This is a genomic window from Gardnerella vaginalis, assembly GCF_040427915.1.
GTDB classification, from domain to species: domain Bacteria; phylum Actinomycetota; class Actinomycetes; order Actinomycetales; family Bifidobacteriaceae; genus Bifidobacterium; species Bifidobacterium vaginale_C.
Window position 1 is genome coordinate 458,944 of the sequence record NZ_JBETXJ010000002.1, and the last position, 18,250, is coordinate 477,193.

Below are 18,250 nucleotides of genomic sequence, written 5' to 3' on the forward strand. Positions count from 1 at the left end.
TCTGCACAAAGGCAAGAAAGGTAAACAGCCGGGCCGGTTTTGCGGTTAGAGGTTAGGGAAAATGAAGTTTGTTATTTTTTAGCTTGCACCTACTTTGTTAGCTTTGCTTTTACAAGGTTGATGCCAGTGGAGCCGATTGCATTCCACTCAGCTAACGCGCCCTTCTTTACTGCAGTCGTAGTCTTACGATGGAAGAGTGGGTACAGAGGAACTTCGTCGCTGATCAAATCGAAGCACTGGTTCCAGTACTTCTGACGATCTGCTGGCTTGGCGGCTTCAAGAGCTGAATCCATGAGCTTGTGAAGCTTTGCGTATCCTTCGGAGTTCTTCCAGAATGTGCGCTGACGGGTCCAAGCATTGTCGCCATACCACCAGCTCATCAACAAGTCTGGGTCGTTGCCGAATACAGATGGGTCGCCTGGAGCGAGAACCATGGAGTAGTTTGCATCGTTGCGGTCGGTAATCTGTGGGTAAAGTGCAGAAGACTTCATGGACTTGATTTCTACATCCATACCAATCTCAGCAAGATCGTTCTTGATCTGCGGAGCGAGCTGAGTAATCCAAGTGTGGTCTGTGGTGTAAAGAGTGAACTTTAGTGGACCGCTTACACCAGCTTCCTTAAGCAAGCTCTTTGCCTTAGCAATGTTCTTGGTGTAAACGTTCTTTGCCTTATGATAGTTTGCGTAATTCTTTGGCAAGAAGCTTGTTGCTGGCTCGCCCTGACCGCTCATTTGGTTGGTGATGAGCTTGTTCACATCAATCGCGTAGAGAGCTGCTTGGCGAACTCGCTTATCATCAAATGGCTTTTGCTTTGTGTTGAACATAACGAATGGAAGCGTGAAGCCCTGTGCGGTCTTAAGCTCGGAACCAGACGCCTTCAAAGTGTTGAATGCTTGTGCTGGAACCATTTCCATTACGTCTGTCTTTCCGCCTTGCATTGCGGTTACGCGAGCAGTATCGTCAACGGTTACGTTCCAAACCATCTTCTTGGTCTGTGCCTTGTACTTGCCGTTATAAAGATCGTTGCGCTCAAACTTTACTTGGTTATCTGTAATGGACACATACTTCCATGGACCAGAGCCGATTGGCATGTTCTTAAGATCTGCGTCAGACTTTGCTGTTGGAACAATCTGGATTAAAGCAAGACGCTGCTTGAACAGTGGGAATGCTTTCTTTAGCTTGAAGATTACATGACGATTGTCTTTTGCTTCAACTGAATCAATAAAGTCGAGCATAGATATATAGAGGCTGCCTTTTGCAGTTGTGCGCTTGAAGGAAGATACTACGTCTCCTGCTGTTACTTCAGTTCCATCCGAGAACTTTGCAGCATCGCGAATTGTTACCTCATATTCGGTGTCGGAAATCTTCTTTGGCTCACCTTTTGCAAGAGCGTTGAAGACTTTAAAATTGCTGTAATCAAGAGCATAGAGCGGCTCTGTCACATGCCAGTTTGCTGACATTGGCAATGCGCCCGAAGTAGTGGATGGCGCAAAGTCACGGCTTGCATATGCGACTTGAGCTGTGATTGTATCTTTAACAGCAGTCTTTGCTTTTGCTGCCTTGTGGGTTTTTGCTCCACCGCAGCCAGAAAGCATCATTAATGCGGCTACACCTGCAGCGATTACCGCGGTTAGCTTTGAGTTAATTCGTGCCATATTTTCTCCTCACCATTGAGTTTGTTTTCTTCGCATTTCATCCTCGAATGCGAAAACGTTTTAAATTATAGCGCGTGCGTTATTTTCGCGTTACTTTAAACATAAGAGGTCTGATGTCTGATGTCAAGTTATAAGTGTGTCGAATTTGTGAAAATTTTGATTTAATTTTTAAAGTCATTAAATTAGCACAAAACCGCACAAAATCAACACACATATAATCAATACTTTTATTTAATTGTTTACTTTATCAAGTACGGTTGCTGGCGATCAATCCGCCTACAATGCACCGCCTACAGCTTTGCCGCAAACCAGCGCGTAATCGACGTTGGGTGTGTAATTGCAGTTCCAACCACCGCAGCCCAAGCTCCCATTTGCATAACCTTATGCAACTGATCAGGAGTATGAATACGCCCTTCGCAAATAATCGGATAGTTTGGGAAAGCTTGCAAAATCTGGCCTAAAAGTTCAAAATCAGGACCATCAGTCTTTGGTCTTCCTGGAGAAGTACCAGCCAAAGTCGTAGATATAATATCTGTTCCGCAATCAGCCGCGCGCTTAGCATCGTCGAAGTTTCCGCAATCAGCCATAACAACTATGCCTTCGTCATGCAAAGCACGAACGGTCTGCTCGTAAGTCAGACCATCTGGACGCGGTCTATCCGTAGCATCAATCGCAATAATATCTGCCCCAGCAGCAGCACAGCAGCGTGCGTGGCGCAAAGTTGGCGTAATATAAACTCCCTCATGACCGTCTTTCCAAATTCCAATTACAGGAACATCAACCTGCCCTTTAATCGCGGAAATATCAGACAATCCTTGGCATCTAATGCCAACAGCACCACCTTCTACAGCAGCCATTGCCATTTGTGCCATTGTTTCTGGGTGTCTTAGCGGCTCTCCAGGATAAGCTTGGCAGCTAACAACTAAGCCACCTTTAATTTTTTCAATTACAGGATTCATATAGATTCCTCCTTTTTAAAATGATTAAAAATGGTTCAAAAATAACTTAAAAATGGTTCAAACTTAAATGAACAGCCCAAGCAGCACCAATCAAAGGAGCAGATCCTCCAAGTTGACCCTTTAAAATTGGGGTGTTCTTAATCAATGTCAAAGCAGAATCTTCAAATCCACTTCGCATAGCATTCCACCAAATATCACCAGCTTCTACAACAGACCCAGAAAGCACAATCACATCTGGATCTATAAGATTAGCCATTCCAGCTACGCACTCACCCAAAGCCTTACCGCTTCTAGCAAGAATTTCTTTTGCATATTCTTCACCAGAATTTGCTCTTACGCAAACATCATAACCATTTTGTGCTTCTTGAGTACCAGCTGGAAGATTTCGATTGTAAAGAGTCGCAAGACCTGTTCCAGAAGCAACTGGCTCAATATGTCCAGCATTTGCTCCGCAAGAACAATCAAAACCTACTCCCAAATCACTAACAACGTGACCAGCATGACCAGCAACTCCGTGCGCTCCTGTAAACAGCTTGCCGTTTATAATAATCGCACCACCAATTCCAGTGCCTATTCCAACAGAAAATACAATTGATTTTCCGCGACCTGCGCCGTAAATGGCTTCGCCTAAACCATGTCCACCAACATCGCCAATCATATAAACTGGCAAGTCAGTTACGTTCTTAAATGCGTCATAAATTCGCTGTCCTCGCCAACCTGGCAGAATGTCTGTAGCAGCTACAATTTCGCCAGTTTTGCTATTTGGCACTCCTGCAGCTGCTATTCCAATTCCGCTAATAGTTTTGCCATTTTTCTGCGCTTCTTCTATGATTTGCGACGCTTTTTCTACTAAGCGATTCTTTATACTTTCTCCACCTTTTGCAGCTTCTGTTGGCATTGAACCATGCTCTTGCACTGTTGGAGATACGTAATCTGCATTTTCTTGGCGAATATTAGAATCTGGCAAAGTCACCAATCCATAGGCGATTTTTGTTCCGCCTATGTCAAAAGCAAGATATGTAGGGCGAGAATCTTTTGTTTCATTCATAAGTAGTTTCCGTTTTCTTTCTTGCGTTTGCGACTTTGCCTATTTACTCGCCCTGCGCAGCGCTCACAGCGTCATGAATACGCGATAAGTACCCCAAGCGCTCTTCAACGCTCGCGTCTTGCGGAACGCACACTTTTGCACCCAAATAGTCGATTGCATAATCGTCTTTTAGCGCCTCTAGAGTAGTTTCTTGAATTTCTTTAGACGTCATTAATGACGTTGGTTCATCTGGGTTCATTGGCAAATGACCATCAATCCACTCATATCCGTATTGCGTTGCTTCTGGTCCAGCTCCCGAAAACATTAAACCTTGTAATACTCCTGCGCGTCTTGCTTCGTGCACATGTCCTATAGCAGCTTGAGCCTTTCGCTCTTCTACAACGCTTCTTCCCCAGTTGATTGTGATTCCAATACCAGAATTTTTAGCAATTTGAATCTCTTCTTCTAGAGGTAGGAATCCTTTTTCTGGATTCTGTCCTTCGATATATCTGTCGCAGTGTTCTATAACCAGTTTTGCTCCACACCAATCTAATTGTGCTAGTTCTTCCAACGACTTTTTCATTGCGTCTGCTTGTGCTATTCGAGTTGGCGCTGTGTGTATTTCCACGTGCGATATATCACAACTGTCTCGTTTATCTGCAACATCAGCTATGGCTTCGCGAATATCCTTAAAGAATGCGAGCGCACGATGTCTGCCATCTTCGCTTGGGCTTGCAAGTCCAAATTCTGGATCTGGGTCAAAGTTTATGTGCCTCATTGTCCCAGGTATTGCGGTTATGGTGTTAGCATGCCAATGTGCTGGTATTGCAGATGCTAGCCACGTGCGATTTTGTGGATCTGCTAAATCTCCTGGGTACGGAATCTCCGTTCCAGCAATCCAGTTTTGCTTGCCTAACAAATCGTAGTATTTTTCTTGATCTTCGCGAGTTTTTGGCAACGATGCATATGCACCTACAACAAACTTAGCTTTCAGCATGATATCCTCCTTGAAATCGTAGCTGATTTGTCTTTTGACTTATCTTTAGACTTGTATTTCGACTCGTCTTTTGATTCGTCTTTTGATTTGTAGATTACACCAATATCACTACAATTCGTCAGACGTCTGATAAATCTTTGTACTTGCGACTAAATTGTTTTCAAACTAAAGCAGCTTAATGTCATAAAGTCATAATGTCATTAACGCAACAATTTTCACTTATTTTATGCTAATTAATAATGTATTTAATTGATTAATGCTGTAGCATGGTCATAGAATCTACACCAATACAAGCGTAGATTTGTGCACATCAAGTGCGGACTTGAGCATATAAGAATACTTGGAAGAATCTAGGATTTTCTTAATCAAACTCATATCGTCAAAGTTGATTGCAGAGAGTTATTGAAGAAAATTAAGCATTACTGTAATTGTAATTAAGCGAAGGTGCAGTTTACATAACTTGCTATTTGTAGCTTTTAAGCGTAAAACGCGCTAACAAGATAGTAAAAAAAAAACAAAAGATTAATTCCGGATTAATTCCCAAAACGAGTTAATTCGTGTTAATTCCCAAAATAAATGACAAAAGTAGGAGGAATCATGAAGAAAAGCTTCAAACTAATAGGCTTATCTGCAAGCCTGTGTCTTATGCTAAGCATGTTAAGTATCACTACACCAGCGATGGCATATACTCAAAACGAGCAGCTTACAGAAAGACACACTCCTCTTACAGAAAAAACAGCTAAACAGATTTCAAATGGAGATATAAAGCTGGAGCTTCCCGGAGCTTTAGACATGGCTTTGTATCACAAAAAGCCTCTAGACCCAAATGCTGATTTAGATGGCGACGGCTTAACTAATAGACAAGAAATTTACACTTATGCTAAAAACGGTAAAACTTATTATGGGTACAATTCTCACCCTATGATGAATGACACCGATGGCGATGGTATTCCAGATAATCAAGACAGCAATCCTCGCAGATGGGATATAAGCCCACGAGATATGACGCTATTTTCTGAACTTTCTTATCGCGATGATAGTTATATAAACAAGGTTCTTGATTACACTAAACCACTTCATGACATTTATAAGAACCGCAATGAATATCGTCTTATGCACAATGAGATAGCCCCGTTCTGGAAAGTTAAAGAAACCTACCACAATAGGGGTGGTTTTGACGCTGTCTTGTTTGAAAATGTAAGTCCTTATCCGTTCTTAGAGCAAGGAACTGTTCAAGTTCTTGCAATTCGTGGAACTTCTCAATTCAACGATTATGACGATGATCTCGCAATAGCTGTAGGTCGCAATCCAGATCAGGCTTACGATGTTGAACAACTTATTGAGCGTTATGGCAGAGAACATACTGTAAATAATCTATATATTACTGGTCATTCTCTTGGAGGATATTTGGCACAACGAGCTTTGATTCGCGCAGACGGTAAAGGATATTCTTGGCTTAAGAAAATCTACACTTTCAATGCTCCTCAAATTTGGGGAAATATCTTCAACCGTTGGCTTCGCACTGCAGCAAATGCAGGGAATCGTCTGACTCGCGAAGGTTATGCTGTTCATTACAAAGTAGACAACGACAGAGTTATTCGTTCTGTCGGTAATTTCGCAGGAGCTATAAGTGTTGGCAATTCTGCAGAAGGGCATGGCTCTCGAAGCTACTTTGAACCACGAATGAACAATTTCCCAGGGTTTACCGTAGGAACTAGAGGAGATATATCAGGTACCGGACGTTGGATGGAAGAGCTTAATAATTTCTACAATGTTCGCACGTTCTAATTTATCGACTATTGTTAATTAGCAACTTGTAATTAGCAATAGGCAACTAGTTCATGTAATTTACTAACAATAAACTAAGCGCTGACTTACTGTATTAATGCATAAATAAGTTAGCGCTTTTTATATTGATTAATCCAACTATCCTCTATTAGTGGTGCACTCCTAAAGATTTTATCTAACACGAGAACATCCTAGTGAAGAAAGAAGATCAGCCCACACCGAGAAGACTCGGGCGAGCTGAACTATTGTCTAGTATTCCAGCATCCAGATAAGACCAGACTAAAACATTCTCCAAATGAAACTTATGCAATATTCACTCAAACGCATTGCGTTACAACCGCGTGCTTATGAGAACTTGTATACACAAAAACGTATTTTTTGTACATTCAATGTACAATTTTTTATACACCCAATGTACAAAAAATACGATTTATGCATCTTTTGTCTAAATATCACACACAAAATTCAGACTGAAATCAACAAATCACAATCAAACCAAACACAACATATGACAAACATAGCCTTCTGAATCTTAATTAAATTCAGAAGGCTATTATTATTGGGTAAACTGTTTAATCTAGTTATTTTACATAGCTATTTTTTTACTCTTAAAAAGAGTTATAGCAGCAATACTTACAACAAGAACAGCAAGAACAATCAATGGCGCTGTGAAATAATTTGTGTAGAACTCACGCACATCAATGTCTACAGAATTGATAGTCGCAGCATAAGATATATACGACAATACGCCTAATACAACATCAATAATTGCATATGCATATGCGTTTTTATACAATTCTTTAACTGACTTGCTGCTTTTAACCCAAAGCATTACAGACAAAACCAAGCCTATTAGCATTGATATAACAGCAACAAGTGCAAACAACATATCTAACATAAAACCCTCCTGACCAATTAAATCCTCTACCATAGCGGATTCAATACAATTTTAATTTAACTAAGATTTTCGCGTCAAGATTAAAAAAAAAACCCACAGAATTTTACACATTATTTTCACATTTAGCGTACTTCTAAGCCATAATAACAAGCGAAAAACGTTGATATATCAACATTTTCTACATGGAGCGGACAACGGGAATCGAACCCGCCTCTGAAGCTTGGGAAGCTTCCATTCTACCGATGAACTATGTCCGCATGTTCGGTTGCTGGCGACTAATCCTCTCAAATAATTTGCCTATAAACTAGCAAACAAACTTGACGAATCAATCTAGACAACAAACCATATAAGGATATCATGCTCCGCTTACGGCTACAACTCCACCAGGAAATCTTCTTCCATATCGGATGTTGAATACAGATTCAGACTTATCAAATTCATCTGATCTTGCAGCAGCTTCATTTTCATGAGACATTTCAGCATACCCAGAATACTCAGCATTATCCTCTTGCGACTTAGCCATTAGTCTCAGGAAGTTAACTCGCTCTTTGATAGCTGACTGATGAGAAAACATCTTCAATAATTTTGACTTATCTTCTTCAAATGGATTTACAATCATCAGCGAAGACATTGCCTGCAATCCAGCGACTCTACTAATCTCATGTATTTTTGCACCGTAAGAAATTTTATTTAGGGCAGAAGCCAAAGCTGCAGGATCTCCCGTAAGCATTCCAGCGCTTTTATCTGCGTCAAATTCGCGGCTTCTAGAAACCACAAGCTTAATTATTAATGATCCAACTGGCACAAAAATCACATTTAAAACTTGACCAATAATTCTTAACGCTGGGCAACGGCTTTTAGAAGATTCGGATCTAACAGCAAACTCACTATCAGAAGCATGCTTCTTCTTGGAATACGTAAGAACATAGCCGGCATAAGTCATAATTGTCGCAATAGCTGAAGCAATCGTGGAATTCAAAATGTCATGATTATAAATATGAATTAGCTCATGACTTACAACACCACGCAACTCACGCTCGTTCAAAATGTTTAAGAGTCCACGCGTACAACAAATAACAGAATGTCTTTCACTGCGACCAATTGCAAAAACATTAGGACTATCCATTGGAGCAACGTAAAGATGCGGCATCGGTCTTTCGATTCTCGCAGAAATCTCACGAACAATACCATACAAGATTGGCTCTTCATCTTCGCTTACTTCTATAGCATTCACCATGCGAATTGCAAGCTTGTCAGAAAGCCAATACACGCACACACTGAGAATTATTCCTAAAATTACAAACCAAATCAGCATAGACAAGCGCAATCCACAGGCAGCCCAAATTAAGGCAAGAATCAACCAGATTACTGAGAACAGTGCTGCTGTTTTCAGATAATTGCGGCATCGCATTCCTATATTGCTGAACATGTTTACGATTCTAATAATCGGAACTGTAATTTTGCTGAATGAAAACTGTATATTTATAATTAATATGTTTAAGATTAATGCTAGTTAATGTATTTACTAGTTAGTGTATTTAAGATTTATAATCTGTTAACAAGTGGTCGCTTACGTTTTGCAAATATGCAGAACATAAGCGACCACTAAAAAATTAACAAACTATTGTTGATGATTTGCTATATCTATAAGCATTTGTTTAGATACAACCTTTTTGCGAGCGCGATTTTCTGCCATACCAGATTCGACTTCGAATGCATCAACTCTTTTCCAACCATCAAAATCAACTACATCCACACCTCTGGAAGCGAGAAGCTTTTCGATAGATTTAGGCTCTCTATCTTCAGCAAATCTTCCTCTCAGAGAATTGGATTTAGAATTATCACCATCGGAATTATCACCATCGCCTGCAGCTAAATCTTCCAACATATTTGCCACTATTTGCAAAGCGTCTGACTTTGTGGAACCAATTAATCCAACAGGTCCTCGCTTAGCCCAGCCAGTTGCATACAATCGTGGACGCACAACATCACCATCTGGATCAGTTACTATACGACCATCTTTATTGGCAAGAAGAGTTTTGCTCTCATCGTAAGCAACGCCAGAAACCTTAGCAGGCTTATATCCAATCGCGTGGTAAACCGCTTGAACAGGGTATTCTTCAAACTCTCCAGTACGAGTCATTTTTCCGTCCGCGCTTGTAACTGTGCGCTCTACTCGAATAGCACGCACTCGCCCATCTTCTCCCAGAATCTCAACTGGATCAGAGTTAAAATGAATAATATAACGTCGATTTGCAGGATTCCCCTCAAAATCAACGTTTCCACCATCTTCCATATCTTCACTCAAATCGCGTATAGCAAAAAGCTCTTCTACCATTTGACGAGTCAATTTGTCTTTTCCAGCAACATCAATAGTTTCATCGTCCAAGTCAAAATCGTTTTCGTTTACAACTACTTGCACGCCAGAAAGCTTTTCCATCTCGCGCAATTCTTGCACAGAGAATTTAGCTTGAGCAACGCCTCGTCTAATAAACAAGTGCAATGTTTTAGCCTGGTTTTTAAGCAAACCATCGTAAACATCGTCAGAAATATCTGTGTGCTCGCGAAGATAATCCGCATCTCGCAAAAGCTCGCGCGCAACATCCATAGCAACGTTTCCACCGCCAATAACCGCCACTTGGCTGGCATCAAGCGGCCACGTACGGTCGCTTGTAGGATAACTATCGTACCATTCCACAAACTTTGCAGCACCATATACGCCACACAGTGAAGAGCCTGGAATATTAAGCGGCCTGTCTTCTACAGCGCCAGTAGCAAACAACACCGCATCATATCTTGGCAACAAGTCGTCTAGTGTAATATCCTTGCCAAATTCAACATTCGCATACAGGTGAATGTCTGGATTATCAAGTGTTTTAGCCAAAGCATCTGCAATGAATTTTATGCTCGGGTGGTCTGGCGCAACTCCATATCTAACTAATCCGAACGGGACTGGTAGTTTTTCGAATAAATCGATTCTAGCGCGCGTACCTAATCCCATTTCGTCGCCCAATTTTTTAAGTTGACGAAGGAAAATATCTGACGAGTAAATTCCAGCAGGACCTGCTCCAATAACTGCGATTCGCAATTCGCTTGCATCCGCATTGTAATTTGTTTCCATAAAATTTCCCCATATTGAGTATTTCAAGCATTCTTAAGCATTTTTGAACTCTTTTTGTAAACTATTTTATAAGTCGCTGTCTTGAATGCTTCAATAAATAGATTATCGCCTTGATTGGTTTGAGAAAAGACTCAAGTGAATATTGTCACTAAATAAAATATTGTCACTAAAGCTGCTAATACGCTCACTAACGCAGACTATTAAGGTTTTACTAGAATTATTTAGAATTATCTAACATTATCTAGCATTGGCTCAAATCATCTCGCATTAATTTTAGCTATTACCAAACTAGCTTGTTTACTTAGATCTCAATGCAGTAAGCGCCCATAAAATAGACACAACATCAATCATCTCTTGCATCATAGCCCCAAGAACCGCAGGAATTAGACCAAAAGCCGCCGCAATCATGCTTATAACAGCTAAACCGATTCCCAACATAACAGCCTGAACCATAACACGCTTTGTGCGTTTGGCTACACTCACTGCGTTTGCTACAGCATAAATATTGTTGTTCATAATCACAACTTGCGCACATTCTGATGCAGCCGTGTCTGTACCATCTGTCAAAGCCACTCCGATGCTTGCTGCAGCCAAAACTGGTGCATCGTTTACTCCATCTCCAACCATCATCGTTATGCTACGTTTTTGTGTTTTTCCGCCAGAAAAGTCGAAAGCTTCCGCACCTAGCAACCCTGTGCTATCTTCCGAATACTTATTATCCGCATTAACACTATCCGTATTCTTATAGTGCTGTTTTACGCACTCAAGCTTGTCTTCTGGAAGCAAATTCGCTTTCACATTCTCAATTCCAACGCTTTTTGCTATTGTTTGAGCCGCTTGCAGACCATCTCCAGTAAGCATGCTTATTGAACGAACACCAAGTTCTCTGAGTTTTTGAATCGTAGATTTTGCATTTTCTCGCGGAACGTCTTTTAGAACAATTCGCCCAACAAGTTTGCCATTAAAAGAAACGTATGTCGCCATTTCGTCGGCAGAAAGCTCTTCAAAATTGTTTTCTATATTTTCTATATTTGTACGTTTTACTTTATCTTCGGTTGCTGGCGACTTATCCTCGGGATTGCCAGCTGACGCCTGCAAAACGTATTTTTTGCGACCTACTCTAACGTTTATTCCATCCACAACTCCGCGTATGCCCTGACCTGCTGTTTCTTTGACATTCTGCACAACAGGATATTCTCTCACGCTTGGAAGCTGCGGAACGGCAGATGGATGCGTGTTTTTCCAAAGATCCGATCCTGCTTTTGCAATTCCTCCTGCAAGAATGTGTTGTGAGTATGTTTCTAGAACACCAGCAAACATTAGTATTCTATTTTGCAACCCACCATTTTCATGATTTTCATGATTTTCGCTATCTTGATGATTCGCTAAATCCACTCTAACAACCTGAGGTTGCTTTATTGTAAGCGTACCCGTTTTGTCAAAGAACACATCTGTTACTCGGCTTAGCTGCTCTAAAACATCTTGGCTTTTTACCACAATACCAAGTTTTGCGAGTCTTCCTGTTCCTGCCATAAACGCCACTGGAACAGCGATCAAGAGCGGGCAAGGAGTAGCCAATACCAAAACTTGCGCAAATCTTAAAGCTTGCCCAGACACTGCCCAGGCAACGCCTGCAATCACAAATGAAAGCACAGTAAAAGGCACAGAAAGCATATCCGCAAATCGCACTACTGCAGCTTTAGAAGATCTTGCAGATTCCACCAGCTTCATGATTTTTTGGTATTGTGAATTTTCTGACAATTTAGTTACGCGCATAATCAGCACAACACCGCCATTTACACAGCCAGATAATATATGTGCTCCTGCAAAAACTTCTCGCGGAAGAGACTCTCCGTTTATTGCGCTTGTGTCAAGAACAGCAGAACCGCTTAAAAGTTGTCCGTCTACTGGAACTGTTTCTCCTGGAAGAACAAGTATTACGTTTCCTATTTTTAAATCCTCAACTGGAACTGTTTTAAATCTTTGTAATTGTTCAGAGGATTTGGTTGATTGCAATATTGGGCACTTTTGAGAATGATTATGACATTTTTCACATAATTCATGATTGTTGGAATCTAATTCAATCTCTGGTGCAGAATCCTCGCTTACTCTTCTAAAATGGTTATGTTCAAGTAGAGCACACTCATTGCAGGATTCGCATCCCGATTCTTCGCTCAATTCTTCGCTCAATCCACAGCATCCAATTCCAGGAAGCGTCATTAAATGTGCTGTTTGAGGTGATGCGCTCACTAAAAGAGACAGATTTTTTTGCGCCGCATTTTGTGCAAAGTCTTCTATTGCCTCACCCGTAAACACCATTACAACAATCAAATAACTTGCCCAAAATTCGCCTATGCAAAGCGTGGAAAGCAATGCAACAAACGCCAGCAGGTCAATTCCAAGCGTGCCATGCGTTAAGTCATCAACCATACTTAAAAGCGACTTAACACATGTGTATAGAACTAAACATGTTATTATACTTTGCCCAACTGTAAGGCTTATTTGCGCATTAAAATCAACTTTTATTAACGAAAGCAGGCAATTTAACGCTTTGCTTATAACTTTGCAAAAATCGAGTATAAAAGTCAGATTACTAGAATAAAACACTGCAATAAACGGTAATGAAACTAAAGCAGCTACTAATTGCGGAGCACGACGGCAATACGATAAAAATCTACGCATACACTTTCCTTACGCTGATCAGGTTAACCGCGTATAAACGTTGTTAACACACGATTTCACGCCTTGTTAACCCATTGAGCATCCACTTAAGCATGCGCAATACACGGCGTAAAGATATCTATATTCACTTATTGGTGTTCAGTTTAGCAAAACACCTTGATGAGAAACATTCTCATATAACAATATGCGCGCAAGAACAAGGAACACACGCGAGAAAACAGCAGTGCGAACGCATGAAAAAAGGGCTTCTAGCGATTGGCTAGAAACCCTATTTGTGGAGCTAAGGAGACTCGAACTCCTGACCCTCTGCTTGCAAAGCAGATGCGCTACCAGCTGCGCCATAGCCCCATTGAAAGAATGATGTTCATTCTATCGTGGGCCCGGGAGGACTTGAACCTCCGACCTCATCCTTATCAGGGATGCGCTCTAACCACCTGAGCTACGGGCCCAACTTGTATGTTGAAAACATACAAGTAGTTAGATTAGCACATGAAATAAAAATGTCAAATAGCAAATCTAAGCGTGTCGCAAAATTATTCTAAATGACTGCGCATAAACCACTGGAACTTTTCAAGCTGCTGAACATGATCTTGAATAATATTAGAGCTAACAATATCAAGATCATCAAGCTGAGAAATCGCCTTACGATCATCTGCAATCATATCGTTGTAATACTCAATTAATGCTTGCAAATACTCTTTGGTAGACTTTCTACCACTAAGAGCAAAACGCTTCCAAGTGCGCGAAGCTACAACATCGTCTGCACGACCAAGTGGGGATCCACCAAGCGTTGCAATTCGCTCAGCTGTTTCATCTGCTTGAGCTAAAACTTCTGCAACCTGAGGATCAAGCATTTCATGAACTGCAATAAAGTCTGGACCCGTAACATTCCAATGTGCATGCTTTAAAATTAAAGCAGCTTCCTGCTCGTGACTTAAGCGATTCTGCAAAATATCGATTGCTTTCTCGCTAGACGATTCATCAAGACCTGGCACAATATGAGTTAAAGCCATATTGATATCCTCCATTTTTTGTTTATTTTTGTTTAATTTATTCAAATATTTAATTTACTTCGGTTTTTCTGACTTCAATCGTAGCTATTCTACGCCCATCAACCTCCGTAACTGTCATATCGTAGCCATCCGCATCGTGCAAAATAGCTCCAACTTTGCCCATTGAGCCAGTATGAGCAAGGAAATAGCCTGCAACCGTTTCATAAGGTCCATCCTCTAGCTCAATTCCAGTCACATCTGCAAAATCTTCTATAGTCATTCCACCGTCAACCGTAGCAACCCCGTTTACAAACACAGTAGCTTTACTATCACGCTTCAAATCTGACTCGTCTGGCAAATCGTATTCATCTCTAATATCTCCAACCAATTCCTCGGTCATGTCTTCAAGAGTTACGATGCCATCCGTTCCGCCATACTCGTCAATAACAACAGCAAGATGTATTCCACGTTTTCTGAGCAGCTCCAAGCTTGGAAGCAATTTAGACGTTCCAGGAAGACTTATTCCTTCTCGAGTTACATCTGCAACTGTTTTAGCATTAGGATCTCTAACATCTAACAAATCGCGTACATGCACAAATCCAATAACATCGTCAAAATCTTTGCCTGTTACAGGATATCTAGAATATGGCAATTCTCTAATTTTTGCAGCAGCTTCTTCAAGACTTAAAGATCCGTCCAAAAACTCAACGTCTGCACGAGGACGCATAACTTCGGCAACAATCGTTTCAGAAGCATCAAAAACATCGTCTAAAATTGTGCGCTCATCTTGGCTAAGCTTTTTATTCGAGTTAACTAAAACACGTAGCTCTTCGTCGGAAACTTCACTTTCCTTTTCGTTTGGATCGAATCCAAGAAGTCGCACAAAACCGTTGGTATTCTTAGCAATCAACCATATTAGCGGCTTGCATATTTTGGAGAATATATCTACTGCTGGAACAACTGCTCGAGCGATTTGCTCAGAGCGCTGCATTGCTATTCTCTTTGGCACAAGTTCAGAAATTACTATTGAAAAATACGATATTATAAGCGTTAAAACAAGAGTCGTTAATGGTCCTGCAATGTGATTTGGAACTCCCCAAGACTTTACAATTGGCACAATATGAGGTGCGATTGCAGATTCGCCAAAAGACGCCGAAAGAAATCCCGAAAGCGTAACACCAATTTGAAGAGTGGAAAGAAAAGTGTTTGGATCTCGGGCTATTTTTGCAACTCTTTTCCCACGAGCATCCTGCGTTTCCATACGGTCTAATTGCGATGTTCGCAAATTAACAAGCGCAAGTTCAGTGGCAGCAAAAATGGAGCCGAATAGCAGGAAAATCACAATAAGTGCAATGTTAAAACCCAACGACATACTTGCTATCTTAGTTGAATTTAACATATATAAAAAGCTTTGTGCTTAATATCGAAATAATATACACAATCAGGTTCTATAAAAATAACCGGATGGGGCTTTACTTATCTCTTTAATAGACTCAACTTTAAGAACCACACCTTTGTGCGAATATCCACTAACGCCAATATTACCTAGTGAAATATTAGCTTTTACAATCACCCATTGGTGATTTTTAAATCGTAAGTTTTTAGAAAAATCTGCAACAAACCCAAATGGAGACATATCTAGAATGCAGCAAGACATGAATTGTCTAGATATGCGAACCTGATTTTTAGAAAGCGTGTTTTCTCGACTTATAAAACCTTTTACCACAATTTCATATCCCTGATATTTTTCTAAATTATGGTCAATTTCATCATACCAATTTCCAAAATCATCGTCTGAAATAATAATTTTTTTATTATCTACATCTAATCCGCTTAAAGTTTTTTTATTATTTTTACGATTAGACGCGATTGCTATTGCGCGCCCAGAAGCGTACTCGTCAAAACCTGCAGACTTTGTAAAACCTTGATCTAATGCCGATTTTGACATTTGAAGTGGAATTAAAATCACGAGCATTGGAATTATTAGAGAAACAAGCAAGCGTTTGGAATCTTTTGCAAAAACTGGAATAATACCAAAAAGCGAGCAAATGCTTAAACAAACCATTAAAATCGCAGCAAAAATAAGGTATACGAATGCGCGCGGAGTGGTAAGAATTGTGTAGCATCCACTTAACGCGCTCCACATTAGTGTGGCTGAAAAGCAAAGAAAACACAACGATTGCACAATCTGAGCAAAAGTAATTTTATGCTTAGTTTTCTTACAATCCACATTATTACAATCAGCATTGCATACAACATTTACACTACTCATAGCATCACACCCCATGCAAGGTGCACAAGAAGCGCTGCGAGTAAGCAAATAACAGCAATAGTTGCTGTTAGACGTATCACAAATTTTCCTTTGCAATCCTCAACAAGCATAAGAGTATTTTTAATATCTAGCATTGGTCCAAAAAGTAGAAAAACGATTACTGAACTCATTGGAAGAGAAGCGGCCAAAGAGCGCGCAATTACTGCGTCGGAGCTTGAGCATAAGGAGCTTGCGTATGCTATTAGCATCATTGCTGGAATCGCCACAAAAACTGTTGTTGTGTTTATTTTTGATGCAGGATCTGATCCAAGCCAAACGCGAATAATCGAAGCTACAGTTGTTCCAAACAATATTATTGGCATTAATCGCATAAAATCCGAATAGATGTGATGAGCATAAACTTTTAAATGATCTTTAAAACTTATTAAAGGTCCATCATTATTGTCAGAATCACAAGAATCACAAGAATCACAAGTTGAGTCACATGATTTTATAAAAAATTTTTCTCTTAAAACAAGTGATTTTACTGGAAAAATCACAAAGCTAATCCCCACTAAAAGAGCCACACCAACACCCAAAGCCACTCGAGTTACAGCAACTGCTGGAACATCCGCAAATGCGTACCAAGTTGCCCAAATAGAAACAGGGTTCACTACTGGCACAGCGCACAAAAACGTTACAGCACAAGGCAATGGCAATTTTCGCGCCACAAGACGAGAAAACGTTGGAACAACAACACAATCACATACTGGCACACAGACTCCAGCAAGAATTGCTGCTAAAAACCCATTTGCAATAGACTTTGGAGCGTGTTTTTCAATAAAATCTGCTGTAATCCACGTTTCTACAGCAGCAGAAACAAGCACGCCAATTAGCGTAAAAGGAACAGCTTGCAAAAGCAGACCAGCAACACCTCTAATAATAGTGTTTACAGGCATCCAAGGGTAGCGCAATTGCAACGCAGGGACCATGGCAATAATAAGAGCTGCAAAAGGCACTCCTGCAATCAAAAAAAGATAGTTTGCAGAATTTGCTTGTTTTGCTTTACTTGCTTTACTTGCTTTTTCTACTTGGCTCGCTGTTTTTGCTTCGGTTTCTGTTTTTAGCATGACAACACTTCCACCAAGCCGTCACTCATTCGATACCTTGCTCCAACAAGCATCAAAGCGTCTTTGAAAACAGCTTCGCGAATTATTTGTGATTTTTCGCAAATTTCAGCCAAAATATTAGACACGTGAATACGTTCAATATCATCTGTATCTAAATTTTCCTCAACACCTGCGAGCGCAGCAGGCCCCAAAGAACGCAGCAATATTGACTCGCTCGACTCAATTATTTCGCTTGTTTTATCTTCGCCGTATTCAGAAACCAGCTTTTGCACGTTCGGCAAAACAGCCTTTACGGCGCCGCAATGCTCATGCCCAAGCACAACCAACACTTTTACTCCCAAATCACTTACAGCGTATTCTAGCGAAGCTATTACGGCATCATCCAACACTTCTCCAGCTGTGCGAACAGAAAAAATATCGCCCAAACCGGCATCGAATATAAATTCTGGAGCAACTCGCGAATCTGCGCACGAAAGCACAACAGCTCCCGGATGCTGACCGTCAATAAGTTTCATGCGCGACTCTGAATTTACGCCTGCATGCACTGAATTGCCGTCTGCAAATTTGCGATTCCCCGCAAGCATTGCGCTTAATACCGATGTAGCTAAAATTGACTCTTCATTAGCAAAATCTTCGCTGACTTCTTCTTGCATTATTACCTCCTACACTGGCATTGGCAATATTTTCAGTTGCTTAAAGTTTAAAATTTTTGACTTAGAATATATTGTATCTTTCGTAGTAAATAAGAAT

Annotated in this window: 14 protein-coding genes and 3 tRNA genes; 1 reads left to right on the top strand and 16 read right to left on the bottom strand. The window is 40.6% G+C overall.

Annotated elements, in window-relative coordinates; all coding sequences use genetic code 11:
- Positions 1 to 89: 89 nt before the first annotated feature.
- The 4 genes from ABVC65_RS01830 to ABVC65_RS01845 all read right to left on the bottom strand — a co-directional run bounded on the left by ABVC65_RS01830 (position 90) and on the right by ABVC65_RS01845 (position 4,638).
- A complete protein-coding gene (locus ABVC65_RS01830) occupies positions 90 to 1,655 on the bottom strand; it encodes an ABC transporter substrate-binding protein (RefSeq protein ID WP_353582468.1) in 1,566 nt (521 codons plus the stop codon).
- A gap of 290 nt (positions 1,656 to 1,945) precedes the next feature.
- Positions 1,946 to 2,614: an N-acetylmannosamine-6-phosphate 2-epimerase gene (locus ABVC65_RS01835; RefSeq protein ID WP_004113937.1), complete on the bottom strand. Its 669-nt coding sequence runs from the start codon at positions 2,612 to 2,614 to the stop codon at positions 1,946 to 1,948.
- Positions 2,615 to 2,660: 46 nt separating this feature from the next.
- Entirely contained in the window at positions 2,661 to 3,662 is a 1,002-nt protein-coding gene (locus ABVC65_RS01840; protein ID WP_353582469.1) for an ROK family protein, read from the bottom strand.
- Between the two features lie 43 nt (positions 3,663 to 3,705).
- A complete protein-coding gene (locus ABVC65_RS01845) occupies positions 3,706 to 4,638 on the bottom strand; it encodes a DUF4862 family protein (RefSeq protein WP_353582470.1) in 933 nt (310 codons plus the stop codon).
- Between the two features lie 597 nt (positions 4,639 to 5,235).
- Here ABVC65_RS01845 and ABVC65_RS01850 point away from each other — a divergent pair.
- Entirely contained in the window at positions 5,236 to 6,426 is a 1,191-nt protein-coding gene (locus tag ABVC65_RS01850) for a lipase family protein (RefSeq protein ID WP_019261489.1), read from the top strand.
- A gap of 586 nt (positions 6,427 to 7,012) precedes the next feature.
- Here the strand turns inward: ABVC65_RS01850 and ABVC65_RS01855 are convergent.
- The 12 genes from ABVC65_RS01855 to ABVC65_RS01910 form a co-directional block, all read right to left on the bottom strand.
- Entirely contained in the window at positions 7,013 to 7,324 is a 312-nt protein-coding gene (locus ABVC65_RS01855) for a hypothetical protein (RefSeq protein WP_004120120.1), read from the bottom strand.
- 183 nt (positions 7,325 to 7,507) lie between these two features.
- Positions 7,508 to 7,581, bottom strand: a tRNA-Gly gene (locus ABVC65_RS01860).
- Positions 7,582 to 7,679: 98 nt separating this feature from the next.
- Positions 7,680 to 8,753 (bottom strand): M48 family metalloprotease, encoded by a 1,074-nt coding sequence (locus ABVC65_RS01865; RefSeq protein ID WP_353582471.1) that lies wholly within the window; start codon positions 8,751 to 8,753, stop codon positions 7,680 to 7,682.
- A 192-nt stretch (positions 8,754 to 8,945) separates the two neighbouring features.
- Positions 8,946 to 10,445 (bottom strand): FAD-dependent oxidoreductase, encoded by a 1,500-nt coding sequence (locus ABVC65_RS01870; RefSeq protein WP_353582472.1) that lies wholly within the window; start codon positions 10,443 to 10,445, stop codon positions 8,946 to 8,948.
- A gap of 297 nt (positions 10,446 to 10,742) precedes the next feature.
- Entirely contained in the window at positions 10,743 to 13,127 is a 2,385-nt protein-coding gene (locus ABVC65_RS01875) for a heavy metal translocating P-type ATPase (protein ID WP_353582473.1), read from the bottom strand.
- Between the two features lie 275 nt (positions 13,128 to 13,402).
- A tRNA-Ala gene (locus ABVC65_RS01880) sits at positions 13,403 to 13,475 on the bottom strand.
- Positions 13,476 to 13,502: 27 nt separating this feature from the next.
- A tRNA-Ile gene (locus ABVC65_RS01885) sits at positions 13,503 to 13,576 on the bottom strand.
- Between the two features lie 84 nt (positions 13,577 to 13,660).
- Positions 13,661 to 14,140, bottom strand: a complete 480-nt coding sequence (locus tag ABVC65_RS01890) for a Dps family protein (protein WP_004123987.1) — start codon at positions 14,138 to 14,140, stop codon at positions 13,661 to 13,663.
- A gap of 49 nt (positions 14,141 to 14,189) precedes the next feature.
- The gene (locus tag ABVC65_RS01895) at positions 14,190 to 15,491 is read right to left on the bottom strand and encodes a hemolysin family protein (protein WP_004120126.1); all 1,302 of its coding nucleotides are present in this window, start codon (positions 15,489 to 15,491) and stop codon (positions 14,190 to 14,192) included.
- A 69-nt stretch (positions 15,492 to 15,560) separates the two neighbouring features.
- Positions 15,561 to 16,391 carry a TIGR03943 family putative permease subunit gene (locus ABVC65_RS01900; RefSeq protein WP_353582474.1) on the bottom strand — a complete coding sequence of 277 codons (831 nt, stop codon included), beginning with the start codon at positions 16,389 to 16,391 and terminating at the stop codon, positions 15,561 to 15,563.
- On the bottom strand, positions 16,388 to 17,500 hold the full coding sequence (locus ABVC65_RS01905) for a permease (RefSeq protein ID WP_353582475.1): 1,113 nt from the start codon (positions 17,498 to 17,500) through the stop codon (positions 16,388 to 16,390). Before ABVC65_RS01905 ends, ABVC65_RS01900 begins: the two co-directional genes overlap by 4 nt.
- A complete protein-coding gene (locus ABVC65_RS01910) occupies positions 17,494 to 18,153 on the bottom strand; it encodes a carbonic anhydrase (protein ID WP_353582476.1) in 660 nt (219 codons plus the stop codon). Before ABVC65_RS01910 ends, ABVC65_RS01905 begins: the two co-directional genes overlap by 7 nt.
- Positions 18,154 to 18,250: the final 97 nt, after the last annotated feature.